Annotated in this window: 10 protein-coding genes; 6 read left to right on the forward strand and 4 right to left on the reverse strand. The window is 66.0% G+C overall.

The features are described from left to right. The first annotated feature begins 100 nt into the window (after window positions 1-100). The 6 genes from HAP40_RS35080 to HAP40_RS35105 all read left to right on the forward strand — a co-directional run bounded on the left by HAP40_RS35080 (window position 101) and on the right by HAP40_RS35105 (window position 10,252). Window positions 101-421, forward strand: coding sequence for a hypothetical protein (locus HAP40_RS35080; RefSeq protein ID WP_166812685.1), 321 nt, complete (start codon window positions 101-103; stop codon window positions 419-421). A gap of 225 nt (window positions 422-646) precedes the next feature. Further along, a complete protein-coding gene (locus HAP40_RS35085; RefSeq protein ID WP_166812683.1) occupies window positions 647-1,372 on the forward strand; it encodes an outer membrane protein in 726 nt (241 codons plus the stop codon). A gap of 165 nt (window positions 1,373-1,537) precedes the next feature. Beyond that, on the forward strand, window positions 1,538-3,679 hold the full coding sequence (locus HAP40_RS35090; protein ID WP_166812681.1) for a methyl-accepting chemotaxis protein: 2,142 nt from the start codon (window positions 1,538-1,540) through the stop codon (window positions 3,677-3,679). Window positions 3,680-3,894: 215 nt separating this feature from the next. Beyond that, window positions 3,895-4,956: an MBL fold metallo-hydrolase gene (locus tag HAP40_RS35095; protein ID WP_166812679.1), complete on the forward strand. Its 1,062-nt coding sequence runs from the start codon at window positions 3,895-3,897 to the stop codon at window positions 4,954-4,956. A 304-nt stretch (window positions 4,957-5,260) separates the two neighbouring features. Then, the gene (hemA, locus tag HAP40_RS35100) at window positions 5,261-6,490 is read left to right on the forward strand and encodes a 5-aminolevulinate synthase (RefSeq protein WP_166812677.1); all 1,230 of its coding nucleotides are present in this window, start codon (window positions 5,261-5,263) and stop codon (window positions 6,488-6,490) included. Window positions 6,491-6,742: 252 nt separating this feature from the next. After that, window positions 6,743-10,252, forward strand: coding sequence for a PAS domain-containing hybrid sensor histidine kinase/response regulator (locus tag HAP40_RS35105; protein WP_166812675.1), 3,510 nt, complete (start codon window positions 6,743-6,745; stop codon window positions 10,250-10,252). A gap of 11 nt (window positions 10,253-10,263) precedes the next feature. Here HAP40_RS35105 and HAP40_RS35110 read toward each other — a convergent pair whose 3' ends face one another. The 4 genes from HAP40_RS35110 to HAP40_RS35125 all read right to left on the reverse strand — a co-directional run bounded on the left by HAP40_RS35110 (window position 10,264) and on the right by HAP40_RS35125 (window position 13,226). Beyond that, window positions 10,264-11,088, reverse strand: coding sequence for an SDR family NAD(P)-dependent oxidoreductase (locus HAP40_RS35110; RefSeq protein WP_166812673.1), 825 nt, complete (start codon window positions 11,086-11,088; stop codon window positions 10,264-10,266). A gap of 18 nt (window positions 11,089-11,106) precedes the next feature. Further along, window positions 11,107-11,670 carry a cytochrome P460 family protein gene (locus HAP40_RS35115; protein WP_208024852.1) on the reverse strand — a complete coding sequence of 188 codons (564 nt, stop codon included), beginning with the start codon at window positions 11,668-11,670 and terminating at the stop codon, window positions 11,107-11,109. A gap of 73 nt (window positions 11,671-11,743) precedes the next feature. Further along, window positions 11,744-12,772: an alpha/beta fold hydrolase gene (locus HAP40_RS35120; protein WP_166812671.1), complete on the reverse strand. Its 1,029-nt coding sequence runs from the start codon at window positions 12,770-12,772 to the stop codon at window positions 11,744-11,746. A 34-nt stretch (window positions 12,773-12,806) separates the two neighbouring features. After that, the gene (locus HAP40_RS35125) at window positions 12,807-13,226 is read right to left on the reverse strand and encodes an organic hydroperoxide resistance protein (RefSeq protein ID WP_166812669.1); all 420 of its coding nucleotides are present in this window, start codon (window positions 13,224-13,226) and stop codon (window positions 12,807-12,809) included. Window positions 13,227-13,257 lie beyond the last annotated feature (31 nt).

The following is a 13,257-nucleotide window of genomic DNA, read 5'->3' on the forward strand; positions in this document are numbered from 1 at the left end:
CGACCGGCACGGACACACTATCACGATCATGCCCGCCTTCGGATGGACCCGAATCAGCGCTAGTGCATTGCCTTCACCGACTTCCCTGGACGCAAGCAGCATGACCGGCGCCGAACTGAAGCAACTCCGCAACGATCTCTCCGACGCGCTCGCGCGCAAGCTCACCGCGGCCGACATGGCCAGGCTGTGCGGATTGCCGGAGAAGGGCGGCGCCGACACCATCCGGCGCTGGGAGGTGAGCGGCCCGACGCCGGCGGCGACCAAGGTGCTGCGCGTGCTCGCAATGGCGAGCGAGCGCCATCCGATCCTGGAGAAGTTCGACATCTTCGATCGCCACGACGTGCGCGAGGAAGACCGGCCGGCGAAGCGCGCCGCCTTTCGCGCGCAGATGCGCGATGAGGCGCTGCGGCGTCTTGGTTAACAAAAGGCGCGCGCAAGTTACTCGAGATGCGCGACGTTAAGCCTTCCTTCACCACTTCTTAAGCCGCCATTAAGCACGAAAATCATTTACAGCCCAATAAGTTAGGTTGGGTGCCGTTGTGCCATGCATGTGACAGGATTTTCGTCAAAAGCGAGCTATCTGCAAAACCAACGCCGGCGCGGAAAGCGCGCCTGCCGGGGAATTTACGTGTTGGAGTTAAAGACGATGAAGAAGATTCTGTTTGCGACCGTTGCGCTGCTCGTGCTGGGCGCCGCTGCGCCGGCCGTCGGCGCCGATCTCGGTAACCGCGGCTATTACAAGGCGCCCGCGCCGGCCTACGCCGCGCCGATCTACGACTGGACGGGGTTCTATCTCGGCGCCCATCTCGGCGGCGCATTCTCCAGCGACAACAATTTCAGCGGCCTCTCCACCGGCAACAACGGCAACGGCCGCTTCCTCGGCGGCGTGCAGGTCGGCGCGGACTGGCAGCTCAACCCGAACTTCGTAGTCGGCGTCGAAGGCCAGTATTCCTGGCTCTCCGGCAGCGTCGGCGCGGTGTTCCCGGGCGGCGTCGCCTACACCAACGACCAGCGCGGTCTCGGCTCGATCACCGGCCGCGTCGGCTACACCTGGGGTCCGGGTCTCATTTACGTGAAGGGCGGTTACGCCTATTCGGACAACAACGAGAAGGTGACGGTTGGCGGCGTGCCGACCGGCTTCATCATCGACGGCGATCATCGCAACGGCTACACCGTCGGCGCCGGCCTCGAATACATGGTCGCGCCGAACTGGTCGGCCAAGGCCGAGTACCAGTATTACAATTTCGGCGATGCGCGCTTCGTGGCGGGCCCGCTGGCCGGCACCGGCAACTTCACCACCGACGACCACACCATCAAGGCGGGCGTCAACTACCGCTTCAACTGGGCAAGCCCGGCGGTCGCGCGCTACTGAGCGGTTAGTAAAAGCTTTAGCATGACGAGGGGCCGGCATCGTTGCCGGCCCCTCTTTTTCGCTGTGCGGAACGCGCGCAACCGATTGCACCAATTGCGATTTTTTAACCGGCCCGCCCGATACTCCCGGCCACAAAACAGAAGCAAGGGCGTGGGGGAATTTTCGATGGCAATCCGTGTCAGTTTCGGCCGCTTGCGGCCGCGTCTTAAAATGCCGAAATGGGGCGTGCGCGGCAGCCTGTTCGCAGCCTTCGCCGTGATCGCGGGCATGGGCCTCGTGATCGCGGCCGGCGCCGGCTTCGTATTCAACCATCTCGGCAACACCATGATGGACCTGAGCGGCCGCGACATTCCGCGCCTGTCTGCAAGCCTTCAGCTCGCCTCGCAAAGCGCAACGCTCGCGGCGCAGGGTCCGGGCCTCCTCGCATCACCGTCCGAAGAGGCGCTGAGCGAGCGCACCAAGAAGGTGCAGGAGATCCAGCAGCTCGCCATGGCCAAGCTCGGCGAGATCATCGAGCTCGGCGCCGACAAGCAGATTGCGACCGCGTTGCGCGACACCGCCAAGAGCATCGACGAGGCGACCCAGAGCCTGGTGTCGGCCGCGCGCGAGCGGCTCGAGACCGGGGCGCTGCACGACAAGCAATACGAGGCACTGCGCAAGGCGCAGCTCGCCTTCGTCGGTGCGGCCGGCCCTGCGATGCTGGATGCGCAGACGCGTCTGAACGCGATCCTCGGCGCGGCGGAAGTTTCCGCCGACGATGCCACCGAAGCCGCCCGCACCGTCTCCCAGGTCGCGACGATCTCCACCAACGGCAACCTGATGGCCGCCGACATGATGGCGGCGCTGTCGGCCAACAACAGCGACACGCTGGAAGCGATCGAGAAGGAGTTCAAGGCGACGCGCGACCGGGTCAAGTCGAACCTCGAGGACCTCCCGAACATGCCCTCGATGCAGGCGGTGCGCGAGGCCGTGCAAAAGCTGTTCGCCTTCGGCGAAGGCAAGACCGGCGTGTTCAAGATCCGCCAGAAGGAGCTCGACGCCATCGACTACGGCCAGACCATCCTGGACGAGACCCGCAAGCTCAATGTCGGCCTCGGCATGAGCGTGCAGCAGCTCGTCGACGGCGTCCAGAAGGAGACCAACGCCTCGACCTCCCGGGCGCGGCAGGAGATCTCGCTCGCGACATCAGTCATGCTGGCGCTGGGCGCGTTGATGCTGGTCGGCTCGGCCCTGTTCGTCTGGCTCTATGTCGGCCGCAACATCCTGCGCCGCATCCGCGAGCTTCAGCGCGCCATGCAGCTGCTTTCGGCCGGCGACCTCGACACCGAGATCGTCCGCTCCCGCCAGAATGACGAGATCGGCGTGATGAAGGAAACGCTGACCGTGTTCCGCGACAGCATGATCGAAGCCCGGGCACTCGCCGGCGAGCAGGACAAGGATCGCGTTGCGAAAGCCGAGCGGGCCGCGCGGATGGAAGCGAAGATCGCCGAGTTCGAGGGCACGGTGCGCAGCGCGCTCGACAATCTGGCGCAATCGGCCAATTCGATGCAATCGACCGCGCAAAGCATGTCGAACACTGCAGACCAGTCCAACGCGCTGGTGAACGCGGTCGCCTCCGCGGCGGAGGAAACCTCGGTCAACGTGCAGACCGTGTCCGCCGGCACCGAGCAATTGTCGTCCTCGATCGAGGAGATCAGCCGCCAAGTGGTCACGTCGGCGGAGATCGCCAAGAAGGCGGTCGACGAGGCCGGCGCCACCGACACCACGGTGCAGAGCCTCGCCGACAGCGCCAGCCGCATCAATGTCGTCGTCGATCTGATCCAGACCATCGCCTCGCAGACCAACCTGCTCGCCCTCAACGCCACCATCGAGGCGGCGCGCGCGGGCGAGGCCGGCCGCGGCTTCGCAGTGGTCGCCTCCGAGGTGAAGAGCCTCGCCAGCCAGACCGCGAAGGCGACGGAGGAGATCCGCACCCAGATCGCCAGCATGCAGGAGATCACGAGCTCGGCGGTCGGCGCCATCCAGGGCATCGGCCGGATCATCGGCGAGATCAACGACGTCACCACGACGATCGCGGCAGCCGTCGAGGAACAGGGCGCAGCCACCCGCGAGATCGCGCGCAACATTCAGCACGCCGCCGGCGGCACCAGCGAAGTCTCCAGCAACATCGTCGGCGTCTCCACGGCCTCGGCCGAAGCCGGCGCCGCGGCCAACGAAGTGCTGGGCGCCTCCGACGCGCTGCGCCGCGAGGCCGACATGCTGCGCGGAGAGATCGACGCGTTCCTCAACAACATGCGGGCGGCCTGATCGTCATTCCGGGACGCCTCGAAGAGGCGAACCCGGAATCTCGCGCAACAATCTCGGGATTCCGGCGGCGCGCTCAGGCGCGCCCCGGATGACGGCGTTCTTGGCAGGCTTCAACCGGCACACGGAAAAACGGCGGCCGGAATGACCGCTATGCGGCGACCGGCTGGCCTGCTTTTCGGCTAGCGCCCCGCGCGCAGCGGGGTTAAGCCGGTAGCATGAACTCGAAAACCGACACCGCGCAGTCCTCGGCCGAGGCCTTGCGCTATCCCTGGGACCAGCATCCCGGCCCCGACCAGGTGGTCGAGGTGCGGCCGGGCGTGCTGTGGGCGCGGCTGAAGCTGCCGTTCCGCCTCAACCATGTGAACATCTACCTGCTCGCCGATGGCGACGGCTACGCGATGATCGACGCCGGCTTCGGCAACGAAGAGACGATCGAGGCCTGGACCAAACTGTTCGACGGACCCCTGAAGGGCGTCAACATCACGCGCCTGATCGTCACCCATTCGCATCCTGATCATGTCGGGCTGGCGGGCTGGATCGTCGAACGGTTCAACTGCCCGCTGGTGATGTCGCAGGTCGAGTATCTGCAATCGGTCTATCACCAGAACCGCGGCACCGAGGAGCGGCGCGAGGCGCAGCGGCAGTTCTTCCGCCGTCATGGCATGGACGAGTCGCTCACGGAAAAGCTGCTCGGCCGCGGCCAGGATTACCTCAAGCGCGTCTCGGTGCTGCCGCCGTCCTACCGCCGCATCTCCCATGGCGACGACGTCGTGATCGGTTCGCGCCGCTTCAAGGTGATCACCGGCGGCGGCCATGCGCTCGACCAGGTGATGCTGTATTGCGCCGACGACAAGCTCTTCCTCTCCGCCGATCAGGTGCTGAGCAAGATCTCGCCCAATGTCAGCGTCTGGGCGGTCGAGCCCGATCAGAACTCGCTCGGCGAATATCTGGCTTCGCTCGCCAGCCTCACCACCACGCTCCCCTATGACGTGCTGGTGCTGCCCGGCCACGGTGTGCCGTTCTACGGGCTCAAGACCCGCATCAAGCAGCTCGCCGACCACCACGAGGAGCGCTGCCGCCTGATCGCTGAAGCCTGCCGCGAGGTGCCGCAGACCTCGCGCGCCCTGGTGCCCGTCGTGTTCAACAAGCACGTGCTGGACGAGCACCAGATGGGTTTTGCCGCCGGCGAGCTGGTCGCCCACGTCAACTACATGATCGTCGAGGGCCGGCTGACGGCACAGACGCAGGACGGCGTGCTGCAGTTCAGGACGACGTAATGTCCTCGCCTCGCGAAGAGCGGGGCGAGGCTGTGATGTCGGCGCGACCGGCTCGGCAATCATGGAGGGCGCCGCGCCATGGACAAAATGTCCACGGCAGGTCCTGCCTCCCCGGCAGTTCCGGCCCCGGCCGGCAGGCCCGTGCTAGGCGGTTGATCCACATCAACAATCGCCGCCGGACCGGCGTTATCAATTGGCACGCCCGCCTTGCCTCAAATGTGCGCAGGCGCATAGACATCGGAGCTGGAAAGGCTCTAAAAATTGAACGGCCGACTTGGGCCGGGTTCCGCTGCAGGTTTTGCCGATGGATTACAGCCAGTTCTTCAATTCCGCCCTCGACCGTCTCCACACCGAGCGGCGCTACCGCGTGTTCGCCGACCTCGAGCGCACGGCCGGCCGGTTTCCCCATGCAGTCTGGCACTCGCCCAAGGGCAAGCGCGACGTCGTGATCTGGTGCTCGAACGATTATCTCGGCATGGGCCAGCACCCGAAGGTGGTCGGCGCCATGGTCGAGACCGCCACCCGGGTCGGCACCGGCGCCGGCGGCACCCGCAACATCGCCGGCACACATCATCCGCTGGTCCAGCTCGAGGCCGAGCTCGCCGACCTCCACGGCAAGGAAGCCGCGCTGCTGTTCACCTCGGGCTATGTCTCGAACCAGACCGGCATCGCGACCATCGCGAAACTCATTCCGAACTGCCTGATCCTGTCGGACGAGCTCAACCACAATTCGATGATCGAGGGCATCCGCCAGTCCGGCTGCGAACGCGTCGTGTTCCGCCACAACGACCTTGCCGATCTCGAAGCGCAGTTGAAGGCTGCGGGCCCGAACCGGCCGAAGCTGATCGCTTGCGAGAGCCTTTATTCGATGGACGGCGACGTGGCGCCGCTCGCCAAGATCTGCGATCTCGCCGAGACCTACGGCGCGATGACCTATGTGGACGAGGTCCACGCCGTCGGCATGTACGGTCCGCGCGGCGGCGGCATTGCCGAGCGTGACGGCGTCATGCATCGCATCGACATCCTCGAAGGCACGCTCGCCAAGGCGTTCGGCTGCCTCGGCGGCTACATCGCCGGCAACGGCCAGATCATCGACGCCGTGCGCTCCTACGCGCCGGGCTTCATCTTCACCACCGCGCTGCCGCCGGCGATCTGCTCGGCCGCGACTGCCGCGATCAAGCACCTGAAGACCTCGAGCTGGGAGCGCGAGCGCCACCAGGACCGCGCCGCCCGCGTCAAGGCGATCCTCAACGCCGCCGGCCTGCCGGTGATGTCGAGCGAAACCCACATCGTGCCGCTGTTCGTCGGTGACCCCGAAAAGTGCAAGCAGGCCTCCGACCTGCTGCTCGAGGAGCACGGCATCTACATCCAGCCGATCAACTATCCGACCGTCGCCAAGGGCACCGAACGCCTGCGCATCACCCCGTCGCCCTATCACGACGACGGCCTGATCGATCAGCTGGCCGAGGCCCTGCTGCAAGTATGGGATCGCCTGGGCCTGCCGCTCCGTGAGAAGTCACTGGCGGCCGAGTAGGTTGCGGCCGTCCTGGCGAAGGCCAGGACCCTCGATGCGGCTGCCGGTGTGCCGTAACCGCGTCCTGTGGTTACGGGTCCTGGTTTTCGCAGGCTTCGACAGGACGACACCGGGGCTTCCACCTTAACGACAACCCCAGTTCCCGCCGTCACCCGGCATTTCGCTGTCGCCTCCCCTCGCTCAACGCGCTAGATTTGCTGGCCAAAATGAGGTCGGGCGCGGTTCGCGCGCCCAGGGAGAGACGCGCTCGCCATGCTGCACGACTGGGGCGTGATCGCCGCCGCCTTCGGCTACATCGGCTTTCTGTTCCTGGTGGCGAGCCATGGCGACCGCCGCTCGGCGGCCGGGCCGCGCCGCGCCTCCGGGCTGATCTACCCGCTGTCGCTGGCAATCTACTGCACCTCCTGGACCTTCTTCGGCTCGGTGGGCTTTGCCACCCGCACCTCGACCGACTTCCTGGCGATCTATGTCGGCCCGATCCTGATGATCGGGCTTGGCGCCGGCGTGCTCCGGCGCGTGATCCAGCTGGCCAAGGCCCACAACATCACCTCGATCGCCGATTTCATCGGCGCGCGCTACGGCAAGAGCCAGGCGGTGGCGGCGACCGTGGCGCTGATCGCCATCATCGGCTCGGTGCCTTACATCGCGCTCCAGCTCAAGGCGGTGGCCTCCTCGCTCGGAACGATCCTGAGCGAAGATCAGGCCTTCTCCCACATCCCGATCCTCGGCGACATGGCGCTGATGGTGACGCTGGCGATGGCGGCCTTCGCGGTGCTGTTCGGCACCCGCCAGACCGACGCCACCGAGCACCAGCACGGCCTGATGCTGGCGGTCGCGACCGAATCCATCATCAAGCTGGTCGCCTTCCTAGCCGCCGGCATCTTCGTCACCTTCTGGATGTTCTCGCCGAACGAATTGATCGAGCGCGCGATGAAGACGCCGGAGGCGGTGCGCGCCATCAACTATTCGCCGTCGATCGGCAACTTTCTCACCATGACGCTGCTGTCGCTGTGCGCGATCATGCTGCTGCCGCGCCAGTTTCACGTCAGCGTGGTGGAAAATTCCTCCGACGCCGAGGTCGGCCGCGCGCGCTGGCTGTTCCCGCTCTATCTCGTCGCCATCAATCTGTTCGTGATCCCGATCGCGCTGGCTGGTCTCGTCACCTTCCCGTTCGGCGCCGCCGACCCCGATATGTACGTGCTGGCCCTGCCGATGGAGGGCGGCGCGGATCTGCTCAGCGTCGCCATCTTCGTCGGCGGACTGTCGGCGGCAACCGCCATGGTGATCGTCGAATGCGTCGCGCTCTCCATCATGGTCTCGAACGACCTCGTGGTGCCCCTGGTGTTGCAACGACGGCCGGAAGGACGCACCGGCGGCGCCGATTTCAGCGATTTCCTGCTGCGCTCGCGGCGGCTTGCGATCTTCGCCATCATGGTGATGGCGTATTTCTACTACCGCGCGCTCGGCAACACCCAGCTCGCCGCGATCGGCCTGTTGTCCTTTGCCGCCATCGCCCAGCTTGCGCCGAGCTTCTTCGGCGGGCTTTTGTGGCGGCGGGCGACGGCACGCGGTGCCATCGGCGGCATGCTGGTCGGTTTCGCCGTGTGGCTCTACACGCTGTTCTTGCCGAGCTTCATGGACACCTCGACATCAGGCATCCTGTGGCTCCAGCACGGCCCGTTCGGAATCGAGGCGCTGCGGCCGCAGGCGCTGTTCGGCGCCGACCTGCCGCCGCTGATGCACGGCGTCATCTGGTCGCTGGCGCTCAACATCCTCACTTATGTGCTCCTCTCGCTGGCGCGCCGGCCGTCCTCCATCGAGCTGGTGCAGGCCGACCTGTTCGTCCCCAACACGCTCGCGCCGATCTCTCCGAGCTTCCGCCGCTGGCGCACCACCGTCACCGTGCAGGACATCCAGACCACGGTAGCGCAATATCTCGGGCCCGACCGCGCCCGCCATTCCTTCGAGGCCTTCTCGGCGCGGCGCAATGTCCGGCTCGAATCCGGCGCGCCCGCCGATTTCGAGCTGTTGCAGCACGCCGAGCACCTGATCGCGTCCTCGATCGGCGCGGCCTCCTCGCGGCTCGTGATGTCGCTGCTGCTGCGCAAGCGCACCGTCTCGGCGAAGGCCGCACTGAAGCTGCTCGACGATTCCCATGCGGCGCTGCATTTCAACCGCGAGATCCTTCAGACCGCGCTCAACCACGTGCGCCAGGGCATCGCGGTGTTCGATGCCGACCTGCAGCTGATCTGCTCCAACCGGCAGTTCGGCGATCTCCTCAACGTTCCCCCGCATTTCATCGCGTTCGGCACGCCGCTTCGCGAAATCCTGGAATTCATCGGCGTCGGCGATCCGGACGACCCGTTCGAGCGCGAGGCCATGCTGGAGCGGCGGCTGGCCGCCTACACCACCGACAGCGAGCCCTATCTCGAACGTCTGCCGGATCGCCACATGGTGATCGAGGTGCTCACCAACCACATGCCTGGCGGCGGCTTCGTCATCACCTTCACCGACGTCACGCCGACGTTCGAGGCGGCGGAAGCGCTGGAGCGTGCCAATGCGACGCTGGAAAAGCGCGTCCGCGACCGCACCGAGGAGCTGACGCGGCTGAACTCGGAGCTGGCGCTGGCCAAGAGCACGGCGGAGGACGCCAGCATCTCCAAGACGCGCTTCCTCGCCGCCGCCAGCCACGACATTCTGCAGCCGTTGAACGCGGCGCGGCTCTACGTCACCAGCCTCGTCGAGCGCCAGCACAACGGCGAGGAGACGCGGCTGGTCGAGAACATCGACGAGTCACTGCAGGCGATCGAGGAGATCCTCGGCGCGCTGCTCGATATCTCCAGGCTCGACGCCGGCGCGATGACGACATCGACCTCGAGCTTCAAGATGGCCGATCTGATGCGCTCGCTGGAGATCGAATTCGCGCCGATCGCCCGCGCCAAGGGCCTGGAGCTCACCTTCGTGCCCTGCTCGCTCCCGGTCGAGTCGGACCGCCTGCTGCTGCGACGCCTGCTCCAGAACCTGATCTCCAACGCGATCAAGTACACCCCGCGCGGACGCGTGCTGGTCGGCTGCCGCCGCCAGGGCCCGTCCCTGAAGATCTGCGTCTACGACACTGGCGTCGGCATCCCGCCGGTCAAGCGCGGCGAGATCTTCAAGGAGTTCCACCGCCTCGAGCAGGGCGCGCGAATCGCACGCGGCCTCGGCCTGGGGCTCTCGATCGTCGAGCGGCTGGCGCGCGTGCTCAAGCACGGCATCGCCATCGACGGCAATAGAAGCGGCGGCTCGGTGTTCTCCGTGACGGTGCCGACGGCGAAGGCGATCACCCACACCGCCGCCGTGACCAGCGCGACGCCGCTGGCGCGCACACCGATCTCGGGCGCGCTGATCGTCTGCATCGAAAACGATGCGGCGATCCTCGACGGCATGCGCACGCTGTTGAAGGCCTGGGACGCCGAGGTGATCGCAGTCGCCGATCCCGAAGGCGCGATCGCCGCGATCGAGACCGCCGGACGAAGCGTCACCGGCCTGCTCGTCGATTATCATCTCGACCGCGGCAACGGCATCGCCGCCATCCGCGACATCCGCCGCCGCTTCGGCGACGGCATTCCCGCGATCCTGATCACCGCCGACCGCAGCCCCGCCGTGCAATTGGCTGCGCGGGATGAGAAGGTCGCGGTGCTGAACAAGCCGCTGAAGCCGGCTTCGCTCCGCGCCCTGCTCGGCCAGTGGCGCACGCAGCAGATGGTGGCGGCGGAGTAGGACGCGCCCGGTCAATAGTCAGTCGAGACGCTGAGAGTACGCCACTTCTCCAGCTCTTCGAGACGGAGCCGATCCGTCGCCGCGATGGCATTCACGGCGTCGCTGCCGAACGCGATGCGCAGAGGCGGACGATCCATGCCCGCGAGCTTCAAGACGACGGCTGCGGCCTTGGCGGGGTCGCCGGGCTGGCGGCCATCGTAATCGCGCTGCATCCTGATTGCGGCGCCGACGACGGCGTCGTACTCCGGGCGTCCTTCGTCCGTCGCATGCGCGGCCTGGGCAAAGCCCGTCCTGAAGCCGCCGGGCTCCACGATTGTCACGTGCACGCCGATCAGCGCCATCTCGCGCGCCAGCGATTCCGAGAAGCCCTCGATTCCCCATTTCGCGGCCGAGTAGGCCGCGCGTGCGGGGGCACCGATCCGGCCGCCGACGGACGAGACCTGCACGATGTGCCCGTGGCGCTGCCGCCGCAGCACCGGGATCGCCGCCTTGGTGACGATGATGGTGCCGATCAGGTTGGCCTCGATCTGTCGCCGGAACGAGTCCAGGCTCGTGTCCTCGACCGATCCGAGGTCGCCGTAACCGGCATTGTTCACGACCACATCGACGCCGCCAAATGCTTCCACGGCAAGACCGACCGCCGCATGCGCTGCCGCCTCGTCGGTCACGTCGAGCGTTGCAAGCCGAAGCCTTTCGCCGAAACGCGCAAGCAGCGGGTCAAGCGGCTTTGGATCCCGGGCCGAAGCAAGCACACGATCACCCGCCGTGAGTGCGGCTTCCACGATGGCGCGGCCAAGACCGCGCGAGGCGCCGCTGACGAACCATATCTTCGACATCTCGATCTCCAGTTGGCCTTAAGGAGCCAGACGCGTGAAGACGTAGTCTCGGCTCTTCGCCCGCGCGTCGTGGCAGGCGAAGCAGGTGCGGTGCTGGGCCTCGTCCACCGGCTTGCCGTTGATGAAGCGGCCGAAACCCCAGCCGCCGGTGGCGGCATATTTCTTGGAATCCTTCACCATCACCTGGACCGTGGTGGCGGCCCCGGGGATCGTCGCGGACGCGAACTCAGGCGACTGCTTTCGCTTCCAGGCGCGCTTGACCAGAATGGTGCCGTCGGGGAACGGAAGCTTGCCGGCTTGATACGCATCGATTGCGGTCTGGTTGCCGATCACGGCGCGAAGCTCGTCGAGCGGCGCGGCCTCTTCGGCCGGTGCGATCAGTTCCCACTGCCTGTAGCCCGGCGGAATCGTGACGCCGAAGATCGGCGAGGCGTCGGCTGCGCTCTGCTCCGCCGGGCCCTCCGCGGAGGCGATCGTGACGAGATATGGCACGCAAGTCAGGAGCACGACGATCAGGATCACGGCAAGCACGATCATCGTGGCGTAACGGGATTTCTTTTTTTCGGGTTCGGCGGGCGTCATGACGTCTCATCAAGCTGGGTTCAACGGGGCGGTCCTCGGTCCAGCCTGGCTGGACCGAGGTGCTGACGGATGCTCAGGCGCCGTCGGCGTCGATGACGGCCTTGGCAAAGGCTTGCGGTGCTTCCTGCGGCAAATTGTGGCCGATGCCGCCGGTGATCAGGCGAAATTCGTATCGGCCCGAGAACTTCTTGGCATAGGCGCTCGGGTCGGGATGCGGCGCGCCGTTGGCATCGCCCTCCATCGTGATCGTCGGCACGTCGATGACGGGAGCCGCCGCGAGCTTCTTTTCGAGATGCTCGTATTTCGCCTCGCCCTGGGCGAGGCCGAGCCGCCAGCGGTAATTGTGGATCGTGATCGCGACATGATCCTTGTTGTCGAGCGCCGCCGCGCTTCGATTGAAGGTGGCGTCGTCGAACTTCCATTGCGGCGAGGCCAGCTTCCAGATCAGCTTGGCGAAATCATGCGTGTACTTCTCGTATCCGGCGCGGCCGCGCTCGGTCGCGAAATAGAACTGATACCACCATTGCAGTTCGGCCGACGGCGGCAGCGGCGCGTTGCCCGCGGCCTGGCTGGAGATCAGATAACCGCTGACCGAGACCAGGGCCCGGCAGCGGTCCGGCCATAGCGCGGCGATGATGTCGGCAGTGCGCGCACCCCAGTCGAAGCCGGCGACGACGGCCTTCTTGATGTCGAGCTTGTCCATCAGCGCGATGATGTCGGCGGCCATCGCAGCAGGCTCGCCGTTGCGCGGCGTCTCGCTCGCAAGGAACTGCGTCGTGCCATAACCGCGCAGGTAAGGGATGATCACGCGATAGCCGGCCTTTGCCAGGATCGGCGCGACATCGACGAAGGCGTGGATGTCGTAGGGCCAGCCATGCAGCAGGATCGCCACCGGACCGTTGGCCGGACCCACCTCGGCATATCCGACATTGAGGACGCCGGCCTCGATTTGCTTGATCGCGCCGAAGGACGCAGTCGATGCGGAGGAGCGCGGCGCTGATGTCTCGGCGCGGGCGATGTCGATCACGCCGAGACCGATGGCGACGGTTCCTGCAGCGACGCCAAAGAAATTGCGGCGATGCTGGTCGATGATCTGGTTCATGGTGTCAGTCCTTTGATGGTGGTGTGGGGGTGCGTCAGATCAGCGCGACCGTGACGTCGATGTTGCCGCGGACGGCCTTGGAGTAGGGACAGGTTTGATGTGCGTCATCGACGATGCCGCGCGCGATCTCGGGGGCGAGGCCCGGCAGGCTGACACTGAGGCGCGCCCGCAGCGAATAGGCGCCGTCGTCGAGCACGAGATCGATCTCCGCATCGATCGCGCTTTTCCTGGGAAGCTCGATCTTCCGCTTGCGCGCCGCGATCTCCATCGCGCCTTCGAAACATGCCGACCAGCCGGCCGCGAACAATTGCTCGGGATTGGTGCCAATGCCTGCGCCGCCCGGCGGCGACAGCTTGACGTCGAGACGACCATCGGAACTGCGCGAGATGCCGTCGTGTCGACCGCCGCTCGTGTGTGTCCTGGCTGTGTAAAGCAACTTTGCCGCTTGCGTCATGAAGGTCTCCTTGCCGTTGCGCAACTGACTA

The organism is Bradyrhizobium sp. 1(2017), assembly GCF_011602485.2.
Taxonomy (GTDB): Bacteria; Pseudomonadota; Alphaproteobacteria; order Rhizobiales; family Xanthobacteraceae; genus Bradyrhizobium.

Excerpts from the sequence above, each read along its gene's own strand:
- HAP40_RS35080 (WP_166812685.1), top strand. The coding sequence starts at position 101 with ATGACCGGCGCCGAACTGAAGCAACTCCGCAACGATCTCTCCGACGCG.
- HAP40_RS35085 (WP_166812683.1), top strand. The coding sequence starts at position 647 with ATGAAGAAGATTCTGTTTGCGACCGTTGCGCTGCTCGTGCTGGGCGCC.
- HAP40_RS35090 (WP_166812681.1), top strand. The coding sequence starts at position 1,538 with ATGGCAATCCGTGTCAGTTTCGGCCGCTTGCGGCCGCGTCTTAAAATG.
- HAP40_RS35095 (WP_166812679.1), top strand. The coding sequence starts at position 3,895 with ATGAACTCGAAAACCGACACCGCGCAGTCCTCGGCCGAGGCCTTGCGC.
- hemA (WP_166812677.1), top strand. The coding sequence starts at position 5,261 with ATGGATTACAGCCAGTTCTTCAATTCCGCCCTCGACCGTCTCCACACC.
- HAP40_RS35105 (WP_166812675.1), top strand. The coding sequence starts at position 6,743 with ATGCTGCACGACTGGGGCGTGATCGCCGCCGCCTTCGGCTACATCGGC.
- HAP40_RS35110 (WP_166812673.1), bottom strand. The coding sequence starts at position 11,088 with ATGTCGAAGATATGGTTCGTCAGCGGCGCCTCGCGCGGTCTTGGCCGC.
- HAP40_RS35115 (WP_208024852.1), bottom strand. The coding sequence starts at position 11,670 with ATGACGCCCGCCGAACCCGAAAAAAAGAAATCCCGTTACGCCACGATG.
- HAP40_RS35120 (WP_166812671.1), bottom strand. The coding sequence starts at position 12,772 with ATGAACCAGATCATCGACCAGCATCGCCGCAATTTCTTTGGCGTCGCT.
- HAP40_RS35125 (WP_166812669.1), bottom strand. The coding sequence starts at position 13,226 with ATGACGCAAGCGGCAAAGTTGCTTTACACAGCCAGGACACACACGAGC.